This window comes from Arcticibacterium sp. (assembly GCF_055134445.1).
The window spans coordinates 1-20,127 of sequence record NZ_JBSRVI010000083.1 but is presented as its reverse complement, the minus strand read 5'-3'; the positions used below and the strand labels follow the sequence as shown (position 1 = coordinate 20,127).

Annotated in this window: 20 protein-coding genes; 15 read left to right on the top strand and 5 right to left on the bottom strand. The window is 38.7% G+C overall.

What is annotated here, in order from left to right:
• The first annotated feature begins 24 nt into the window (after positions 1-24).
• The 11 genes from ACTBZY_RS10555 to ACTBZY_RS10505 all read left to right on the top strand — a co-directional run bounded on the left by ACTBZY_RS10555 (position 25) and on the right by ACTBZY_RS10505 (position 9,559).
• Positions 25-1,356 (top strand): aspartate kinase, encoded by a 1,332-nt coding sequence (locus tag ACTBZY_RS10555; RefSeq protein WP_463046301.1) that lies wholly within the window; start codon positions 25-27, stop codon positions 1,354-1,356.
• A complete protein-coding gene (locus ACTBZY_RS10550; protein ID WP_463046300.1) occupies positions 1,356-1,793 on the top strand; it encodes a DinB family protein in 438 nt (145 codons plus the stop codon). Before ACTBZY_RS10555 ends, ACTBZY_RS10550 begins: the two co-directional genes overlap by 1 nt.
• A gap of 2 nt (positions 1,794-1,795) precedes the next feature.
• Complete coding sequence (serS, locus tag ACTBZY_RS10545; protein WP_463046299.1) at positions 1,796-3,067, top strand: serine--tRNA ligase; 1,272 nt, start codon at positions 1,796-1,798, stop codon at positions 3,065-3,067.
• 3 nt (positions 3,068-3,070) lie between these two features.
• Entirely contained in the window at positions 3,071-3,652 is a 582-nt protein-coding gene (locus ACTBZY_RS10540) for a 5-formyltetrahydrofolate cyclo-ligase (protein ID WP_463046298.1), read from the top strand.
• A gap of 27 nt (positions 3,653-3,679) precedes the next feature.
• Positions 3,680-3,865, top strand: coding sequence for an addiction module protein (locus ACTBZY_RS10535; RefSeq protein ID WP_463046297.1), 186 nt, complete (start codon positions 3,680-3,682; stop codon positions 3,863-3,865).
• A gap of 288 nt (positions 3,866-4,153) precedes the next feature.
• The gene (locus ACTBZY_RS10530) at positions 4,154-4,348 is read left to right on the top strand and encodes a hypothetical protein (protein ID WP_463046296.1); all 195 of its coding nucleotides are present in this window, start codon (positions 4,154-4,156) and stop codon (positions 4,346-4,348) included.
• A 95-nt stretch (positions 4,349-4,443) separates the two neighbouring features.
• The gene (locus tag ACTBZY_RS10525) at positions 4,444-4,644 is read left to right on the top strand and encodes a hypothetical protein (protein ID WP_463046295.1); all 201 of its coding nucleotides are present in this window, start codon (positions 4,444-4,446) and stop codon (positions 4,642-4,644) included.
• 214 nt (positions 4,645-4,858) lie between these two features.
• Positions 4,859-5,911 carry a hypothetical protein gene (locus tag ACTBZY_RS10520; protein ID WP_463046294.1) on the top strand — a complete coding sequence of 351 codons (1,053 nt, stop codon included), beginning with the start codon at positions 4,859-4,861 and terminating at the stop codon, positions 5,909-5,911.
• A 194-nt stretch (positions 5,912-6,105) separates the two neighbouring features.
• Positions 6,106-7,098, top strand: coding sequence for an aspartate-semialdehyde dehydrogenase (locus ACTBZY_RS10515; protein ID WP_463046293.1), 993 nt, complete (start codon positions 6,106-6,108; stop codon positions 7,096-7,098).
• A 171-nt stretch (positions 7,099-7,269) separates the two neighbouring features.
• Positions 7,270-8,154, top strand: coding sequence for a DMT family transporter (locus ACTBZY_RS10510; protein ID WP_463046292.1), 885 nt, complete (start codon positions 7,270-7,272; stop codon positions 8,152-8,154).
• 280 nt (positions 8,155-8,434) lie between these two features.
• Complete coding sequence (locus ACTBZY_RS10505; RefSeq protein WP_463046291.1) at positions 8,435-9,559, top strand: hypothetical protein; 1,125 nt, start codon at positions 8,435-8,437, stop codon at positions 9,557-9,559.
• 92 nt (positions 9,560-9,651) lie between these two features.
• Here ACTBZY_RS10505 and ACTBZY_RS10500 read toward each other — a convergent pair whose 3' ends face one another.
• The 4 genes from ACTBZY_RS10500 to ACTBZY_RS10485 all read right to left on the bottom strand — a co-directional run bounded on the left by ACTBZY_RS10500 (position 9,652) and on the right by ACTBZY_RS10485 (position 13,048).
• Positions 9,652-10,419 (bottom strand): ThuA domain-containing protein, encoded by a 768-nt coding sequence (locus ACTBZY_RS10500; protein ID WP_463046290.1) that lies wholly within the window; start codon positions 10,417-10,419, stop codon positions 9,652-9,654.
• A gap of 96 nt (positions 10,420-10,515) precedes the next feature.
• Positions 10,516-11,616, bottom strand: coding sequence for an ADP-ribosylglycohydrolase family protein (locus tag ACTBZY_RS10495; protein WP_463046289.1), 1,101 nt, complete (start codon positions 11,614-11,616; stop codon positions 10,516-10,518).
• A gap of 13 nt (positions 11,617-11,629) precedes the next feature.
• Entirely contained in the window at positions 11,630-12,601 is a 972-nt protein-coding gene (locus ACTBZY_RS10490) for a phosphotransferase (protein ID WP_463046288.1), read from the bottom strand.
• Positions 12,602-13,048, bottom strand: a complete 447-nt coding sequence (locus ACTBZY_RS10485; protein WP_463046287.1) for an NUDIX domain-containing protein — start codon at positions 13,046-13,048, stop codon at positions 12,602-12,604.
• A 156-nt stretch (positions 13,049-13,204) separates the two neighbouring features.
• Between ACTBZY_RS10485 and ACTBZY_RS10480 the strand changes: the two genes are divergently transcribed.
• The 4 genes from ACTBZY_RS10480 (at position 13,205) to ACTBZY_RS10465 (ending at position 18,034) form a co-directional block, all read left to right on the top strand.
• Positions 13,205-14,443 carry a DUF6807 domain-containing protein gene (locus tag ACTBZY_RS10480; protein WP_463046286.1) on the top strand — a complete coding sequence of 413 codons (1,239 nt, stop codon included), beginning with the start codon at positions 13,205-13,207 and terminating at the stop codon, positions 14,441-14,443.
• Positions 14,440-15,819: a Gfo/Idh/MocA family protein gene (locus ACTBZY_RS10475; protein WP_463046285.1), complete on the top strand. Its 1,380-nt coding sequence runs from the start codon at positions 14,440-14,442 to the stop codon at positions 15,817-15,819. Before ACTBZY_RS10480 ends, ACTBZY_RS10475 begins: the two co-directional genes overlap by 4 nt.
• A 77-nt stretch (positions 15,820-15,896) precedes the next feature.
• The gene (locus tag ACTBZY_RS10470) at positions 15,897-17,264 is read left to right on the top strand and encodes a putative oxidoreductase C-terminal domain-containing protein (RefSeq protein WP_463046284.1); all 1,368 of its coding nucleotides are present in this window, start codon (positions 15,897-15,899) and stop codon (positions 17,262-17,264) included.
• A 23-nt stretch (positions 17,265-17,287) separates the two neighbouring features.
• Complete coding sequence (locus ACTBZY_RS10465) at positions 17,288-18,034, top strand: cupin domain-containing protein (protein WP_463046283.1); 747 nt, start codon at positions 17,288-17,290, stop codon at positions 18,032-18,034.
• A gap of 94 nt (positions 18,035-18,128) precedes the next feature.
• Here the strand turns inward: ACTBZY_RS10465 and ACTBZY_RS10460 are convergent, their stop codons facing one another.
• Positions 18,129-19,751, bottom strand: coding sequence for a dipeptidyl-peptidase 3 family protein (locus ACTBZY_RS10460; protein WP_463046282.1), 1,623 nt, complete (start codon positions 19,749-19,751; stop codon positions 18,129-18,131).
• Positions 19,752-20,127 lie beyond the last annotated feature (376 nt).

Here is a 20,127-nt window from a genome sequence, read left to right as displayed (position 1 = left end):
TCATAAAAGGAAAATTATTATAAAATGCAAGTTTGGAAATTTGGAGGCACTTCCGTTGGAAAGCCAGAACGTATGAAATCAATTAGGGACTTAGTTACGGCTAACGATACCCGAAAAATTGTGGTTTTATCTGCCTTATCTGGCTCTACAAATGCCCTTTTGAGCATTGGAGAAGCTTTATCTGGAGGTGATAGAAAATCTGCTTTTAGTAAAATTGATGAGCTATTTGCTCACTATGAAACATTTATAGAGGAGCTATTTGTTACCGAAGAAGGCCTTGTAGAAGGGAAAAAAATTATTGAAAAAGAGTTTAGCTTTATCAGCTCTCTGGCCAATGTCAACATATACACCCCAAAGCAAGACAAAAAGATGGTGGCCGAAGGTGAAATTTTGAGCACACAGCTATTTGCGGCATATATGAAGGAGCAAGGAGAATCTGTGGTGCTACTTCCTGCCCTAGAATTTATGAGTATTGATACGGATGGCGAACCTGAGTTCAAGAAAATAGGAGAAAAGCTAGGAGTCATACTTCAAAACCAAGCCGAACAAATATTGGTAACGCAAGGATTTATCTGTAGAAACCCAAGAGGCGAAGTTGATAACCTTAAAAGAGGGGGTTCTGACTATACGGCTTCTCTTATTGGTGGAGCCATAAAAGCAGAAGAAATTCAAATCTGGACCGATATTGACGGCATGCATAATAACGACCCGAGGATAGTTAAAAGAACTTTCCCTGTGCGTGAATTGCTTTTTGAAGAAGCGGCCGAATTAGCCTACTTTGGAGCTAAAATATTGCATCCAAGCACCATTACGCCTGCAAAAATGGGAGGCGTACCGGTAAGGTTAAAAAACACCATGGCTCCAGAAGCAGCCGGCACTTTGATTACTTCTAAGATTAGTGATGGAGCAGAAATAAAGGCCATTGCCGCAAAAGACAATATCACGGCCATTTATGTGCATTCTACCAGAATGCTGAATGCCTATGGTTTCTTGAGAAAGGTTTTTGATGTTTTTGAAAAATACAAAACACCTGTAGACATGATTACCACCTCAGAAGTTTCTGTGGCCGTGACCATTGACAACTCTGAAAGATTGGAGGAAATTAGTGCCGAACTAAGACTCTTTGCCGACCTAGAAGAAAACGACAGAAATCAGAGTATTATCTGTGTTGTTGGAAATTTCTTGGCCGACAAATCTGGTATTGCCATCAAAATTTTGGAAGCCGTTAAACACATTCCAATCAGAATGATTTCTTACGGTGCTTCTGAACATAACATCTCTCTTTTAGTAGATTCTGTTCACAAAAATGACGCATTGGAGGCTTTAAACGAGGGTCTCTTTAAATTTGAAAACTAATGGAAGCCTTAATCTCTGTTTTTACCAAAGATCTTAAAAAGCTCAAAGAAGAAGTTTTGAGCTATGACTCAGAAGACGATTTGTTTTCTGTTGCTCCAGGAATCACTAATTCTGGTGGAAATTTAGCCATGCATTTAAATGGGAATTTGAAACATTTCATTGGTGACATCTTGGGCAAATCTGGTTATGTCAGAAACAGAGACGAGGAATTTTCAGGAAGGTTTTCTATTGAGAAAATTGTGGCAGATATAGAAGAGACTATCACTGTGGTGTCTGAAACCATCGGTGCTTTGAGTGCTTCGGACTTATCACGGCCTTACCCTGAAAACATATTTGGTGGCGAAATGAAAACAGACTTTTTCCTTTACCACCTTTTAGGTCATTTGAATTATCACTTAGGCCAAATAAACTACCATAGACGACTAATAAATAAGTAATTATGCTTCAAATAGCCTATATTAAAGATAATAAAGAGACGGTTTTAGCTGGACTGCAAAAGAGAAATTTTAAAGATGCCGAAAGCATTATTGACAATGCTCTGGAGCTGGATCTAAAAAGAAGAAACACGCAGCAAGAACTGGACGAAGTTTTATCAAAGTCAAATAGCATTGCCAAAGAGATTGGTATGCTGATGAAGTCTGGTAAAAAAGAAGAAGCGGAAGCTGCCAAAGCAGAAACTGGTGATTTAAAAGCGAAATCAAAGGAACTGGATGAACAATTAAAAGAACTTGCTGCCGAGCTGCAAGATCTCATGTACACCATTCCCAATCTTCCGCATGCGTCTGTTCCTGCTGGAAGAACACCAGAAGATAACGAGGAAATTTACAAGCACGGTGGTGTTCCTGTTTTGCATGAGGGAGCCAAGCCTCACTGGGAGCTAATTTCGGATTATGATATCATAGACTTCGAATTGGGAAATAAAGTAACGGGTGCCGGCTTTCCTTTTTATAAAGGCAAGGGAGCTAAAATTCAGCGAGCCCTTATCAATTTCTTCCTAAACGAAGCCGAAGCTGCTGGTTATGGTGAAATACAGCCACCTATCATGATAAATGAGGCTTCTGGATATGGAACGGGACAGCTGCCAGACAAAGAGGGCCAAATGTATGAGGCTACGGCCGACAAGCTCTTTTTGATACCTACGGCAGAAGTCCCTCTAACAAACATGTATAGAGACGAGATTATTAAAGAGGAAGCTCTTCCGATAAAACATGCTGCCTACACGCCGTGCTTTAGAAGAGAAGCAGGAAGCTGGGGTGCACACGTAAGAGGTTTAAATAGATTGCACCAGTTTGATAAAATTGAGATTATTCAAATTACCAAACCTGAAGATTCTTATGCTGCTCTAGAAGAAATGGTGGAGCACGTAAAAGGTTTATTGGAGAAATTGGATCTTCCTTACAGAATTTTACGCCTTTGTGGTGGTGATATGGGCTTTACGTCTGCACTTACTTACGACTTTGAAGTTTATTCTGCCGCACAAGAAAGATGGCTGGAAGTGAGCTCTGTTTCTAATTTTGAAAACTATCAATCTAATAGACTGAAATTACGCTATAAAGTAGACGGCAAAACGCAGTTGCTGCATACCTTAAATGGTTCGGCACTGGCTTTACCTAGAATTTTGGCTTCTATTTTAGAGAATAATCAAACCCCCGAGGGTATTGTTGTTCCTAAATTTTTGCAGCCGCTTTGTGGCTTCGACATAATTAGTTAGACCATGAAAAAGTCGGACTTGCGTAAAGTATACCTTGAAAAGCGATTCCTGCTAAGCCCTACAGAGGTTTCTAAAAAGAGCTTGGCGATAAAGGAATTGCTTTTCAGTAGACTTATGATGCACCGGTACGACAAGGTGCATTGTTTTCTGCCTGTAAAAGACCGAAACGAGGTGGATACCACCATTATCATCCATACGCTTCACAAAGACTTCCCCACAAGTGTATATGTGCCTAAAATAAGAGAAAGTGGCGTGCTAACGCATCATCTCTTCGAATCCAACACAGAGACAGCCAAAAACAAATGGGGCGTACCTGAGCCCACTACAGAAGGAATCTATTCTGAGGAGTTTTTTGATACCGATGACGACATTCTGATTCTGGTTCCCCTACTAGCCTTTGATAAAAAAGGCCAACGAGTAGGCTACGGAAAAGGTTTCTACGACCGTTTTCTAGAACTAGCCACCGAAAACACCACCATAGCAGGCTTATCGTTTTTTGAAGCAGAAGAAGAAATTGATGATGTGGAGGAGACGGATGTTCCTTTACATTATGTGATTACTCCAGAGCGGATTTATAGTTTTTAGGGGAATTTGACTTAGCTTTATAGAACTATGAGCGAGCAAAAAGATTCAGTTCCAGAAAACAATTCCGAACCTAATAAAACGGAGGTCCTAGATATTCCTGAGTGGCACAAAGCTATTTTGGATGAACGATATGAGGAATACTTGAAAGACCCAAATAGAGGAATAAGCCTTGAAGAGTTTAAGAAAAAGCTTATTAGAGATGGTCTTATTTGAAATATTTATACGTTCCCTTGACCCTGAAACTCTGCAAGCGGCTTATAAATTTTCGAACCTCCATGATTTTATAGTCGTAGTGGCCATTGCTGATAAAAATACCTTGACGAAAAGCCACAAAACCATCCCTTTTCTGCCTTTAACTAACATTTACTTCCAATTGCCGACATTTACAACAATAACTAAACGTTACGAAATTCAGCCCTTTTTTATCTAAGACATTTCTTATAAATTTATGGCGGCTAGAGCCATAAATATGAATACATCTATTTTTTTAATTGATGTATTATGCCTGAAAAAAAACAAGATAATAGATTTAGTTCGGATAAGGTTGCTGCTTGGGGCAAAGCCCTTTCAGAGTGGAAATGGTTGATAAAGCTAATTGTTCTATTAGTTCTTGCAATCATTTATAAATCTCCAATTCTCTTAATTCTTGACGGAATACATATCAAAGAAATTCTGGGCTCTTTGAAAAACCCTTAAACAAATTTCATGTTTATCGAAAAATGTAAACAATGTTTACTTAAAAAGTAATTAAGAGCTCTCAACTTTACTTGAAATAAGAACAAGTTTTGAATATGAAACTCTTAAAAATAATCGAACAGTTAGGGAATATTCCAATTAGATGGGCAACTAAAATTCTTTCAGCTTTCGAAAATCACCCAAAAACTCTAATGTGGCTCGGAATACTAGCACTTGTGACAATAAGTGATAATGCAGGTGGATTGCCTTTTATGGCTGGTATTGTCGAATCTATAAGAGGGTTATTAAAAAAATAATACACACAAAAACACTACTTCCCGTGCCGGAAATAATTCATAATTTCTCAAGTGGAATCCGACTTAACAATATTAAGGACTTTTAGAATTTCTCTATATCTTCGTTTAATGTTAAGGCAAGGTGAAAGCTTCAAACATAAGTTAATCATTAAAAGTATGTAGTTTTCTATTCTAGAAAAACACGCTTATTTCGCCAAAATAAAAAACACAACTTATGCTACCCATTAGAAACCTAGACGAAAAAATAACCTATTATTTGGGTGCTGGAGCAAGTGCAAATGCCATTCCAATGGTTGGTCAAATAGCTGATAGACTTAAAGATTTCAAAGAGTTTCTCATAGGGTTTCAACGGCGATATGGAGAAAATACCAAAACCCCTTTAATTACCGAAAATTTAGATAACCTAAAAAACCTCTGCCGGAAATGGTCACAATTGGTCCTACTCTCTCCTAGCATAGATACTTTAGCCAAACGATATAATGACCAAGGGAATGACCAGGAATACTTTGATTATAAAGTTTTTCTTTGCGTTCTTTTCAACTATTTTCATTATTCAAAGAAGAGAAAAGACGATAAAGAAGCGTATGTTAGCAGTGAGCTTGAGGGCAGATATGAAAACCTAATTCGTTCCATCAATCACTCTTCTAGTTCTTCAGAATCAATATTTACCGTTCCCAAGAACTTCAATTTCATTTCATGGAATTACGACTTCCAACTGGAAGCTACTTTGAATAGAGACAGAGTAAATGTAGACCAAAATCAGGCTCTTGATGAAAATTTAACTCGTCCTTTCGAGCTCGATATTATAAATTTAAATGGCTCCTCTCAGGTATTAGATGAGCTCCAAGAAAAGGTCAAACTTTCTGAACCTGTTTTGCTCGAATTTTTAATCAAAATCTATTTAAAACTTATAAACAAGCCACAGGAAAACCCTTTAAAATTTGCTTGGGAAGAAGATGCTGATAAAAATATATCAATGTTGAATCAATTCGCTGGAAAATCGAAATACGTTGTCATAGTAGGATACTCATTTCCTTCGTTTAACAGAGACGTTGATAATGCTTTTTTCCACAACTTAAAATCCGGAACTAAAATTTTTACCCAAGGATATGACTACGCAGACTCCGTAAGAATCGAAAAATATTTAAGACAAACCTTTATTGATGAAAAACCACGGTTCAAAATAACTCCTGTTGAGAGCCCTTTTTTCTATGTGCCTGCGGAATACTTTTTAAATAAGAAGGGTTACACATGGGATGTTGGTTAATCAACTAATTATATAAGATGTTTTCTCTTAAAAGAAATTACACTTCCAAATTAAACCTTTTACCACTACTTTTGCATTCCAAACAGTTTAACCAGCTTAATTGTTGGCTTTTATAAAGGAACCAAAGAGAACAGACCTATCTCTTTATTACATAAAAAATGCTCTGCCATGGGTCGGGGGGCATGATAATTAACATGAAAGTAGCAGTAGTAGGTGCCACTGGTCTTGTAGGTGGCGAAATCTTAAAAGTATTAGCGGAGAGAAACTTTCCGGTAACAGAAATCATCCCTGTAGCCTCTGAGAGGTCTATCGGAAACAAGGTTTCTTATAAGGGTACAGAATACACGGTCGTGGGTTTTGAAGACGCTATAAAGATGAAACCAAACGTTGCCATTTTTTCTGCAGGTGGCGACACCTCTTTAAATGTAGCTCCAAAGTTTGCAGAAGCAGGCATTACGGTGATTGACAACTCGTCTGCTTGGAGAATGGATCCAACAAAGAAATTGGTAGTACCTGAGGTTAACGCTAGTTCTTTAACCGCAGAAGACAAAATCATTGCCAATCCAAACTGCTCTACCATTCAAATGGTCGTAGTTTTGAAGCCGCTTCATGATAAGTATAAAGTTAAGAGGGTGGTGGTTAGCACCTACCAATCTGTGACGGGTTCTGGTAAAAAAGCCGTAGATCAGTTATTTGACGAACGTGCAGGAAAGGCGGTAACCAATCCTGCTTACCCTCATAAAATAGATTTGAACGTCATTCCTCATATTGATGTATTCCAAGAAAACGGATATACCAAAGAGGAAATGAAAATGATAAAAGAGACCAACAAAATCATGGAAGACGATAGTATCCGCGTTACGGCTACTACGGTTCGTATTCCTACGGTTGGTGGGCACTCTGAATCTCTTAACATTGAGTTTGAGAATGATTTCGACTTAGACGAAGTGAAATCACTTTTGGCAAACATGGAAGGCGTGGTTGTTCAAGATGACCCTGCCAATAATGTTTATCCTATGCCGCTTAATGCTCACGGAAAAAACGAGACTTTTGTTGGAAGAATTAGAAGAGACGAGTCTCAAGCAAATACACTGAACCTATGGTGTGTTGCGGATAATCTTCGTAAGGGAGCTGCTACCAATGCAGTTCAAATTGCGGAATATTTGAATGGAAAGGGAATGATTTAATTCCTTAATTAAATGAATTAAAATCCTGCCCTCGGGCGGGATTTTTTGGTTAAAACCTATCTCAAATGCTTATCTATTTTGCCGATTAAAGTCCTATAAACATCCATATTCGTTCAAAGAGGCCATAGAACCAGAAAAAGCATACACTTTTGATTGATATTCCAGTAAAACATGACGCAAACTCAAAAAGGAATTTTGTTCGTAGCTCTAGGAGCCATTTGCTTTTCGGCTAAGGCCATTTTTATTAAACTGGCTTATCAAACCTACGATGTTGACGATATCACCCTTCTTACACTCCGTTTTGGTTATGCCTTGCCTGTGTTCCTAATCATTGCTTTATGGCGATTTAAACAAGGACAATTACAAAGCATAAGTAAAAGAGATTGGGGCTTTATAGCGATTCTGGCCATGCTCGGTTATTATTGGGCCAGCTGGTTTGATTTTAAAGGTCTGGTTTACATTTCGGCTGGTTTAGAAAGAATTATCCTTTTTATATACCCTACGCTGGTGGTTCTTTTCTCTCGTATATTTTTAAATAAACGTATCAGCAGAAATGCCATCATCGCTTTAATCATTACTTATATCGGTGTTTTAATTATTGCGGCGGAGCCTCGCATTTTTGAATCACAAAACTTCTTGAAAGGTGGCACTTTTATTATAATCAGTGCCATTACTTATTCTTTATATCTGGTTTTTGGTGGGGAGTTGATAAACAAATACGGCTCTATCAATTTCAACAGTATCTCTATGGTACTTTCTTCTTTATATGTTTTGTTACACTTCAATCTATTCTCCGATATTAAATTTGAGAGCATTGAAATGGGCGTTCATATTTACGGTATTCTACTGGCCATAGTCAGCACTATTATCCCAACATTCTTAGTGATGGAGGGCATAAAACTTTTAGGAGCAAACAAAGCATCCATTGTGGCCAGCATTGGGCCTGTTTCTACCATATTACTGGCCTATATTTTCTTAAATGAAGTTTTGAGCATTCAGGAAATCATGGGTTCTGCTTTGGTTTTGGCGGGTGTGCTAATGATTGGGAAAAGCTAAAAGGAAACTTACCCGTAAATCCTATTGTTTACTTAGTAGGCTTAAAACCCTGTTTCGCATTAGAAACAGATAGTTTCATATATGCGAAATGCATTTTATTGCGTTTTAAGAAAAGCGAAAGGAAATAAGAAATTGTAACCACTTTATTTAAAGAAGGTTGTGATTTGCTTCAATAGAATAGTCTAAAAGTATCTTTAATTATTTCATTTATTAACAACTCATTTACAACCTCCACCCTTTTTCCTGCATCTAAGAAGTATACATCCTAAATATTAAGACAATGAAAAAGCTAATAACAATAATTTTCCTGGGCCTTTTCGGACTAACCGCCGCCGCTCAGACCACCTATGAAAGGTACGACGACAGATACTACTACGACGAGGAGTTTGACTGGCACTGGGACGTGCGTGTGCGTATTTCAGATGGTATTAAAACCGGACAAATAACAAATTGGGAGTCTAAAAGACTTTATAATAAGTTAGAAAAAATAGAAGAGAAAGAGTACGACTACATGGCAGATGGCAACTACGACGAGTGGGAGCAAGATGATGTGTGGCAAGACGTAACTTGGTTAAACAGGAAAGTAGGTCTAGAATTGAACGACTACGACAGAAGCTACTATGGTTTCAACAGAATCTATATCGGTTTTAACACTTATCCATTCTGGTATAATAGATACTACGGGAATGGCTGGAATTTCTACAGATTTGACAACCTAGGTTGGGGAAGTTATAGATATGGCTATGCTCCAAGATATTACTATCCAAGAACTAACGTATACGTTTATAATAACGAACGTTATATCTACAAAAACGGTAGAAGATACGAGAACCACAATGTGTATTCGAAAGGAAATAGTAGAAACTCTGCCATAGATAATAGAGCAAACTCAAATGCGGTTAGAAGAGACAGAACAAGTCCTAGCAACAGAGTTGGTACTTCTAGCAGAACCTCTAACGCTGCATCTGGAAGAACCTACGGAAACGCTGGAAGAACTTCAAGCAGCACCAGACCTAGCAGCTCTGCAAGTGGCAGAACTTACAGCCCTAGTTCTTCATCTAGCAGAAGTAACGGAAACAGCTCTGTAAGACCTTCGAGTTCTAGCAGAAGTAGTAGCGACAGCTCTGTCAGACCTTCGAGCTCTAGCAGAAGTAGCAGCAATAGTTCTGTAAGACCTTCGAGCTCTAGCAGAAGTAGCAGCAATAGCTCTGTGAGACCTTCGAGCTCTAGCAGAAGTAGCAGCTCTGTGAGACCTTCGAGCTCTAGCAGAAGTAGCAGCTCTGTGAGAACTTCGAGCACTAGTAGACCAAGTTCAACAGCAAAATCTAGCAGAAGCTCCTCATCTAGAAGTTCAGGAACAAGTTCTTCTTCTAGAGGCTCATCCTCAAGAAGTTCTAGAGACTAGAAAAAACTATTTTAGGATGGAAAAAAAGAAACCCAAATGGCAAATGCCATTTGGGTTTCTTTTTTGTCTTGAAACTTGAATAAGGATGAACCTTACTTCTCAATTCCTTTACCCGTGGCTGCCCAGTAAATGCCGCCATAAAGGTGATCAAGGAAAGTTTGATCTGAATATATGGCTCCTATATGACCTAAGCCCGTATAGAAAGCTCTTCCACCATCATAGTTATGATACCAAGCGATTGGGTGAAAGTCGCCCATTCCTTTTCCTTCGTTATCTCCCCATTTGGCGTAAGGCTTGTAAGTCTTTTCGTCTACAGAAACTAAATACTTAAGGTCTTTTGATAAAGCTGGCTTTTGGTACTCATACCACTCATCTGTCCATAATAATTTTTTAGGAAAACGCTCCATTCCTGGAAAATTACTATCTTCTACTTTCAAGTAAGCCGTTTGCTGAGCTGGGTGAATTTTAAACATCATACCCACCATTTTTGTGTACCACTCCCAGTCATACTCTGTATCTGCGGCTGCATGTACCCCTACAAAACCTCCACCATTTTTTATGTACTTTTCAAAAGCTGCTTGCTGCTCCGCATTTAAAATATCTCCTGTGGTGCTTAGAAAAATTACCACATCATACTTCTTAAGGTTATCGTCATTAAAGACACTAGCAGACTCCTGCCAATCTACTTGAAAAGAATGTCTAGCCGCCAAACTTCTTACTCCTGCCACACCCTCATGAATAGATTCATGGTGAAAACCTGCTGTTTTTGTAAACAAAAGAGCTTTTAAGCCTCCGTTTTGAGCATTGGCTGTAAATGCTATCGTAAGTAAACACAGCAATGCTACTATCTTATTTCTCATACTTCAATTAGGTTTATGATTTAAAAAACTTGAAGTACTCTAATAAAAGTGTTATTGCCAAATCAAAGTAGATAAACAGCTCCAGTCCGCCCCTCATTAACGCATACTTGGGTTGACTTTTAATACCGCTTCAGTCAACCCACTTGCTAGCTTTTCTAAATCAATATTCAGTTCCTCTTTAGATACTTTCATGACCATTTGCGTCAGAGAAGAAGTCAAGGCATCAAAGCCATGAAACGTCCCTAAAATCCCACCAGCTAAGGCCGCCGTGGTATCATTATCTCTACCGTAGTTGACCAAAAACTGCAATGTTTCTTCAAACTTATACTCACTGTAAAGCATGGCTACCAGCACCTGAAGATATATTTCTCCTGCATGAAAAGCCATGTCTTGTTGGTGAGCATCCAGTAATTCAAAGACTGTTTCTAAGGATTTACCTTTAGACTGCTCCGCTATTTCTAGAGCATTTTCCAGTATTTTTATTGAGGTACGACCCACCAGTCTACTCTCTGAATATTGATAGGGGTCAATCTCTTTCAGTAGGTTAATAACGCTTTCCTTTGAAGGGTTTTCGGCCATGGCCGCCGCAGTGATGACGGCAGATAAACTGCTCAAATCCCTTGCATAACCAATATCAAAAATGCTCAACTTGTACATTTCATTGTACGCTTTGAGCGGTTCTTCTGGGAAAAAAGCACCAATGGCCGTAGCATACAATAAACCGGCACAAACCATTTCGCCACCATAAAAAGAGCTCAAGCCATCTGCAAAACCTACTAAGTCATTCTCTTTATAGGGACGAGCCACTTTCACCCATTCCTTTAGCCAATCTGTCTTTAAAACTTTTACTTCTGGGCTATCATTTCCTGCTGATGCATCTTCATAAAAAGTTAAGATTTCAGTCGCAAAATCCTTGGGGTCTAAATCTGTAGATTTTTGTTTCGCCAGATACTTAAATACCAGCTCCTTCCATCTGGTGTCATCTGTGGTGCCACCAGATGGAAGATTATGTTTCCAAGGCCCTTCTGCTGAAGCCTCCCTGTTTAGAGGATAGAGTTTGTCCACAAAACCATAAGTGGTTTTGATTTCATATCTATTCCACATTTCGATAGGAGCACCCATGGCATCCCCAACGGCAGAGCCTACAATATTTCCCAAAATTTTATTGTAAAGACGCTCTTGTTTTGTGTTTGCCATAGCTTGTATTATTTTATGATAGCATTTCGGTGGCTTCGTCCATCAAACTTTTTTTCTGTTCCAAAGACAATTTTAATGGTAACTGAGCCAAGCCAATAAGTCTTCTTAAAATTTCAGCAGCCACATATTTATGCAGTAATTTCTCGTCGATGCTTCTTTCTTTTTCGTACTGGCTTTTGGTAAATGCTATGAAGTCTTCCGACAATCCCGCCAATTTAAAATGTGCCAGCATCACGCCCAAATCAAACTCCGGGTCTCCTATAAAAGCAAACTCAGGATCAATCACCTTGAGACTGTCTCCGACCTTTAGCCAACTTCCTGGATAGAAATCTCCATGGAGTAATGTCTTTCCTTCAGCTAAATATCGGTCTCCAACACGCTTAATTTCATGCTTTAATCCTTCATTTTCTTTTAATGGTTTTGCCATGTTTTGGAGTCCCTCTTGCACAGCATTTAGATTAAAACCATTATCGTCCAAATAAGGATAGTTGAAAATATGCTCATGGTTAAGAGCTTTCATTTCAGAATTGTCTGGAAAAATATTGGGTTTCAAACCATGTAAGGTGGTCATGTATTTTATCAATACAACAATCTCCTGTTTCGTGATTTCAATGTTTCCAGCATAAAGTCCAAGAAAGTCTGTTCCCTCTCCCAAGTCTTCCATGACCAAGACATGATTTTCTTCGTCAAAGTCCAAAATCTCTGGCGAAAACGAACTAATAAATTCCGACGGTGAAGTCGCTTCATAAAAGGCATGCTCTACCGCTATTCGTTCAATTGGAGCTGGAACTTGCTTATATTTTTCTACATATGCTCTAGATTGTTTAACAATAAAGCTAAATTTTTTGGTTTTTACACGAGCCACAAAATTCATATTTCCTTCGCCTGCTTTAGCGTATTCCAGTAGTTCGTCCTCCGCTTTCAACCAACCCTTTCTCCTAAAATAGGCTTCCGTTTCCTTACTTAGCTTTTCCGTTAAAATCATTTAAAACCATTTTTGTTCAATAACACCTACGTATTTGTTCGCTAAAATGCCTTCTCCAAGATAAATATTGATGTTTGGGTATAAATTATAGTTCTGAATATGCTCCACATCTAGCCAGCATACCTCTAAAGCTGAGGTTTCCTCAGGGTTTAATATGGGTTGACCACTAGAAATACGACACTCAAATATCTGATGCAGTGTTCGCTGCTTTTCTCTTACCACCTCGGCAGTAAGAAACGCTTCCCCCACTTTAATGTCAATTTGTATTTCTTCAAAAAACTCTCTTTTAAGAGCTTCTTTCATGTCTTCTCCAAATTCCAGATTACCACCAGGAAGAGCAAAAACGTCTACTCCTCCGTAATTATAACGCATGGTTAAAACCTTATTTCCTTCTTTTATAATTCCTGCTACTCTTACTTTCAAATTTCCTTCATTTAGTGTTGCCAATTTGGCCTCTTTTTAGAAGAAATCAATAGAAATTTTAAAAGAAATAAATGACCACATACCAACGCACCCGTTTTGTTAATAAAATTTCAACCGATTGCATAAAATTTTTCTTTATTTGCTTATCTTTAAATTTCTTCTTGAAATAATTCAACTCCTATGAACAAAAACATATTGCTAATAGCAATATCCTTTTTAGCCTTTAAGGCAAAATCACAAAGCATTGCAAGCTTTAAGGTAAGCCCTAAAGCCTACAATGCCCATAACCTGTCGTTTAATGCCCAAGTAGTACTTGACAACCTTACCTTTTTAAATGAAAATCAGCTTTCTCTCATAGAAGTAAGAGAAGGCGTAAAACACGAGGTGCCTTTTCAAATAGAGCATGGGAAAAGTAGAATTTTGCATTGGAAAATAAACGAAGAAAGCACTTCTGGTACTCTTAGATACGAGCTCATAAAAAGGAAGCCCAATGTTCTGACTTCTAAATTAGAACTTAAAAGAGAAAATGGTTTATTGAAGATAAACCATCAAAACTCAACCTTACTGGGATATCAATATGAATTTATGCCAGCACCTGCGGGCAAAGACCCTGCTTACGGCCGAAGCGGATTTATTCACCCACTAAACACGCCTAAAGGAGATACGCTAACTTGGATTCAGCCAGCAGATCATTACCATCATTATGGCCTATGGAATCCATGGACGCATGTTCTTTTTGAAGGGGATACCTTAGATTTTTGGAACTTGAACAAGAAACAAGGTACCGTACGCTTCGCTCAGTTTCTGAGCCAAGAAGAAGGTTCCATCTTCGCATCCTATGCTACCCTTCATGAGCATGTAGTTTTCAAAAATGGTAAAGAGACTGTTGCACTTAATGAAGTGCAAAATGTACGCGTTTATCAGCCAGAAAAGGACGTTTACGTTTTAGATTTTTCTATTGATATGAGCCCCGCAGGAGATGCTCCTTTTCATATATTAGAATACAGGTATGGCGGTTTTGGCTGGAGAGCCACGGAGCAATGGAATGATAAAAATAGTACCGTAATCACTTCTGAAGGAAAATCTAGAAAAGATTCTGACGGCAGTACAGCAAGGTGGTGCATTGTAAAAGGCGAGTTAGGCAAAAACTATGGCGGTGCGGTTTTGATGTCTCATCCGACCAACTTCAACCATCCAGAACCTTTAAGAATTTGGCCTGAAGGCTCCAATGGCGACGGCGACCTATTTGTGAACTTTGCACCTACCAAAAACATGGATTGGATTTTGGAACCCAACAAAACCTATAATCTGAAATACAGGATTTTAGTATTTAATGGCGATATGACTACAGAAAAGGCTGAGGCAGCATGGCAGTCATATGTCAACCCTATAAAAATTGAAACAACCATTTTAAAATGAATAAAATAAAAGTAAGCTCCCTGAACAGAAGAAGCTTTATCAAAAAAACCGCTGTGGCGGTGGCTTTACCGTACATTGTACCATCCACGGTTTTTGGTAAAAGTGCTCCTAGTAACAAAATAAATATTGGTCAGATTGGCTGTGGAAGAATAGCCCGTGGTCATGACCTTCCAGGAACATGGCAGCATGATATCGCAAGAATTATGGCCGTTTGCGACTTGGACAGAAACAGAACCGAAGATGGCAAAAAACTGGTTGAAGGTTATTATGCCAAAAAGGGCCAAACCGTAGATGTAAAAATGTACGACGACTACCGAGAAATGCTTTTAAACAAGGATATTGACGCGGTTATCGTTAGTACACCAGATCATTGGCATTCGCAACCGGCTATTGAGGCAGCCTTGGCAAAAAAACATGTTTACCTTCAAAAACCAACCTCTCTAACGATTGCCGAAGGCCGTCAACTGAGTGATATTGTTCACCGTCAAGGCATTACTTTACAGGTAGGAACACAGCAGCGTTCTTCTCCCCAATTTAGATATGCCGCAGAACTGGTAAGAAACGGACGCATAGGTAAAATACATACTGTGAAAGTAGGGCTTCCTGGCGATCCTGCTGGACCATTGGCACAAAGTGGTCCAATCCCAAAAGGTTTCAATTATGACATGTGGCTAGGCTCTACGCCTGAAATGCCGTATTCTGAGATGCTGGTTCACCCACAAAAGGGATACGACAGACCGGGTTGGTTACGCATGGATCAGTTTGGTGCAGGTATGATAACGGGATGGGGACAGCACCACTATGATTCCGCCGCCTGGGGAATGAATACCGAATATACAGGTCCAATTTCGGTAGAAGCGGTGGCTGAATTTCCAAAATTTGGAAGCTGGAATGTTCATGGCGACTTTATGGTCAAAGCCGAATACGAAAACGGAATAACCGTGCTTACCAGTGGTGGTTTTCCAAACGGTATAAGATATGAAGGAACAGATGGGTGGATTTTTGTAACGCGAGGTGCATACAGAGCTACGGCCTCCGATCCGATTCCTGAAAATAATGGTGTTAAATCTCTTGACGCCAGCGACCCAAAAATCCTTACCTCGGTTATTGGTAAAGATGAAGTGCATCTATACAAAAGTGACGAACAGCATGGAAACTGGTTAGACTGTATCAAATCTGGAAAAGAGCCAATTTCTCCCGTTGAGATTGGCCATAGAGCATGTTCGGTTTGCTTGGTGAGTCATATTGCTATGAAACTGCCTCGCAAACTAGAATGGAATCCTACGACAGAGCGTTTTGTCAACGACGACGTGGCCAATTCCATGCTGAGCAGACCACAGCGATATCCTTACGGAACTAACTATATTAAAATGTAATTTTGTTAGGGTCAAGTGTTCGCTTGACCCAACATTTTCTTAAAACTCTTTGTTTAAATAAATCTATTTGATTGACCATGTTAAAACCTAAACATATTCTGGGCCTTTTGGCTCCATTTGTCATCATGTCTTGTGCCACAACTGAAACCCCCGAATCTCCTTCAAAAATCAGACTAATTACTTTAGACCCCGGTCATTTCCATTCGGCTTTGGTTCAAAAATCTATGTATGATTCTGTAGACAGTACGGTTCATATTTATGCTCCAGACAGCCCGGATGTAGGTTTACATTTAGACAAGATCAACAGCTATAACAATAGGGCAGAAGAGCCCACTTCTTGGAATTCGGTTGTGTACAAAGGCACCGACTTTTTTGAAAAAATGCTTTCAGAAAAAGCTGGAAACGTAGTGATGCTGGCAGGAAACAATAAGAAGAAAACCGAGTACATTAATTCTTCCATTGAAAATGGTTTTAATGTCTTTGCCGACAAACCAATGGTTATCAACTCTGAAGGCTTTGCTTTATTAAAGAAGGCATTTAAAACAGCAGAAGAAAAGGATTTATTGCTTTACGATATCATGACGGAGCGTTTTGAGATTTCAACCATGCTTCAAAAGGAGCTTTCTCAAATTCCATCACTTTTTGGTGAATTAGAAAAAGGAACCAAAGAAAACCCAGCGGTGACTAAAGAATCTGTGCATCACTTTTTTAAGTTTGTTTCTGGTTCTGCTTTAACAAGACCATCTTGGTTTTTTGATGTGAAACAAGAGGGAGAGGGCATTGTAGATGTTACCACGCATTTAGTGGATTTAGTGCAGTGGGAGTGTTTTCCAGAACAAGTCATTGACACCAATAATGTTAGTATTTTGGAAGCCAAAAGATGGCCTACGGTATTGACGAAAGATGATTTTGAGAAAGTAACCAAAAACCCTCAGTTCCCTAATTACCTTTCGCCATACATTAAAGATGATAAGCTAGAGGTATATTCTAATGGTGAAATCAACTATACCATCAACGATGTTCATGCCAAGGTTTCTGTTATCTGGAATTATCAAGCACCAGAAGGAGCAGGAGACACCCATTATTCTATCATGAGAGGAACTAAGGCAAACCTTATCATTCGCCAAGGAGAGGCCCAAAACTTTAAGCCTACGCTATATATAGAGCCATTAGCTGCGGATATTAATGAAAGTTCCATTCAGGCCGCTATGGACGGTTTAAGCAAGGCATATCCTGGTGTGGGTTTTGAAAAAGAGGGCAAAGAATATGTGGTGACTATTCCAGAGCATTATAAAGAAGGGCATGAGGCTCATTTTGCAAGAGTTACCCAGAAGTATTTGGAATATCTACAAAACAAGAACATGCCTAAATGGGAGGTTCCAAATATGATTACCAAATATTATACAACTACAAAGGCTCTTGAAATGGCTCTAAAGGCAAATTAAAATTTATTTTAATCCTTACCCTTATGTGTAAAAAATTGGCTTTGTCGTTTTTATTGATAGCAAGCATTGCTTTCCAATCCATTGCCCAAGTAGCGTCAAAGGTGTATTCTTTTGAAAATACTCCCGCAGTAGCTTCTGGCAATCTTTTAGTAAAGACTTTTTTTGAAGGCTCTACTTTAGATTTTTCTCAGATGAGCTTGAAGGCCATAATTGCTCCAAAAAATCTTAATTACACTATTTCTAGCGAAGCTTTAGAGACGCTTGTAATCGTTAAAACAGGAGAAATAGCCTTTAGTTTAAATGGAGAAACAAAGACCATGGGAGCAGGAAGCGTGGCTTTGCTTTTGCCAAAAGAGAAATTGTTATTACAGGCCAAAAAAGAGGCGTCTTTCTATGTAATGGCTTACAAAGCTAAGAAAGAGCATAACGAAAATAGTGGCGGCAATCTATTAGAAGACTGGGAGGCGGTGGCTTACAACACCCATGACAAAGGTGGAATTAGAAAGTTTTATGACAGACCTACGGCACACTGTAAACGCATGGAAATGCACGTCACCAATTTAAACCCAGGTATTAAAAGCCATGAGCCACATACACATAGAGCGGCAGAAATTATACTGCTGACTACTGGTCAATCAGAAATGGAACTAGGCAACGACATTGTGAAAGCACAAACCGGAGATTTCTATTTTATAGAATCTGAGGTGCCACACGGAATTAAGAATATTGATTCAAAACAAATTCAATATTTCGCATATCAGTTTGAATAAAACCATTTGGTTTTAGAGAGTTTAAATAACCCAAAAAGTAAAAGGCTTGGCAGTTAATTCTGCCAAGCCTTTTTATATGTATCACACTGTGTGCTTACAAACCCAAGACCTCCACACCTTGTTTAAAAACAATATCTTTTGGAATTCCGGCTTTACTAACTCTATCTAAATCCTTTTGAAGTTCTGCTCCTACTATGCCCATCTCGTCAAACAACTTGCCTACACCCTCATAATCTCCATTTCCCTGAAGCATTAGTATTTTCTCGGATAAAGTATTCATTGCCATTTTAAACTCCTTAAAATTGACTTTATAGGTTCCTTTTTCTGGGTTATAGGTAAATGCATTTTGTTCCTTAAAATAATTGAACCTAATCATGTTTGCTTTCCCATGAGCACTAGATGCTCCAAACCTCACAGAACGAAAAATTCCAGCTAAGAAGGTGGTATAATAATCCATCAGCTCACCGTCTATTTCGCCCTTTTTATGAAGCTGCGTAACCATGTATAGTCCTAAAATATCTGCCTTACCTTCTTCTAATGCAGAGCTATGCTCTTTTAATGCCTCTCTTACTGTTCCTTTGCCGTTAATGGTATTCTTAACACCCAAACCATGAGCTACTTCATGAAACATGGTATTGGCAAAAAATGCATCAAAAGTGACATTCTTCTGTTGTTCCTTGTCAATCAAAAGTTGGTTTATAGGAATCAAAATCTTATCAAATTTGGCCCTCATGGCATTCTTAAGCTGAATTCTCCGTGTCCCTTTTGCTAACTGCACTCGCTCATCATTTGGTAAATTAATCGCTATGGTTTTCCCTCCTGAATTACAGTCACCCGCATAATAGATAACATCGTAAGCATTCAAGTCTGAATCGGTACCTGGTTTCTCTTTTTTATAAGCTTCTTCTACTGGCAAATTAGCTTGCAGCTCAGGTAGAAAAGACGCAAACTTCGCCAATCGCTCACTCCATTTCATGTCTTTTATTAAAACATAAGCCTCGTGAGCTGCCTTATAATTAAATAGTTGGTCCTCATAGTTTTCAATAGGTCCCACCACAAAATCAATCATATTTGATTTCATATTCATCCATGCCATGTCACTGGTGAAATAGTCGTCTGTAAGTAATGCCTCGGCCCTTAATTGAAGATAGTTTTTAAACCCTGGATCATCTGCCAATGCAGCAGCCTCTTTCAGTAAGTCTGCGGCCTTTCTAGTTTCTTTCTCAAAGGCCTCATGATAGGGTACGGCATATAATTCCCCTTTATCGTTTCGCTTTATCATGGTATAAAGGCTGGTTTTATCTTTATGGTCAAAAGCCTCAAACTCTTCCTTTGACATATCAGAAGGGTAATATTGAGCACCTGCTGGCTTAACGCCTGCTCCTTCTAAAAATGGTTCGTTTCCTCCAAGCCTATCCCAAGGACCGTAATTATAGCGTACAAAAGTTTTTGTTGCTTCGTCATTTATGCTATTTAGCAATGCCTCTTTATCTCCATAGGCTTCTTTCCAAAAAATGTCGTCCATGATTTTTGCGACTTCTATCAAAATTGGAATCATTTTTTTCTGATTCTCAGATAAGTGGCTTAGGTCAGCATTAAGTGTAAACTCCGCATATTCATTTACTTTTTGCTGCATTTCTGATACTCCCTTTTCTCCATTTGGAGTACAAGCAAAAAGTATACTCGCTAAAAGAATGGAGGCTATTGATTTTTTCATAGGTTATTGATTTTGAGTGTATACAAAAAACGTGAAAGAACGGCCTTAGTCAAAATAGAAATTAGAATATTGATTACGCGGCTATAGAAATAAATGCCGTTTTCTTCCGAAGCAATGGAATTGTTGATTTTAAGAGTTCTGGAAGAGCTGAACGATGTTCTAAATACAAGCTTTCATGAAAACGAATCGGAACATCATAATCAAAAGCTCTATAAACAAAAAAAGCTACCTCTTTCGAGATGGTCTTTTTGTGGTGATGGACGGTCCCGATAGCTATCGGGAGAACCGCCTACTTTAAATAGTTAACAACTTCTCTATCAGCTCTGGATATAACTTTAGGTTTTTAATATACTTCGTTGATTTCATAGACTTTATC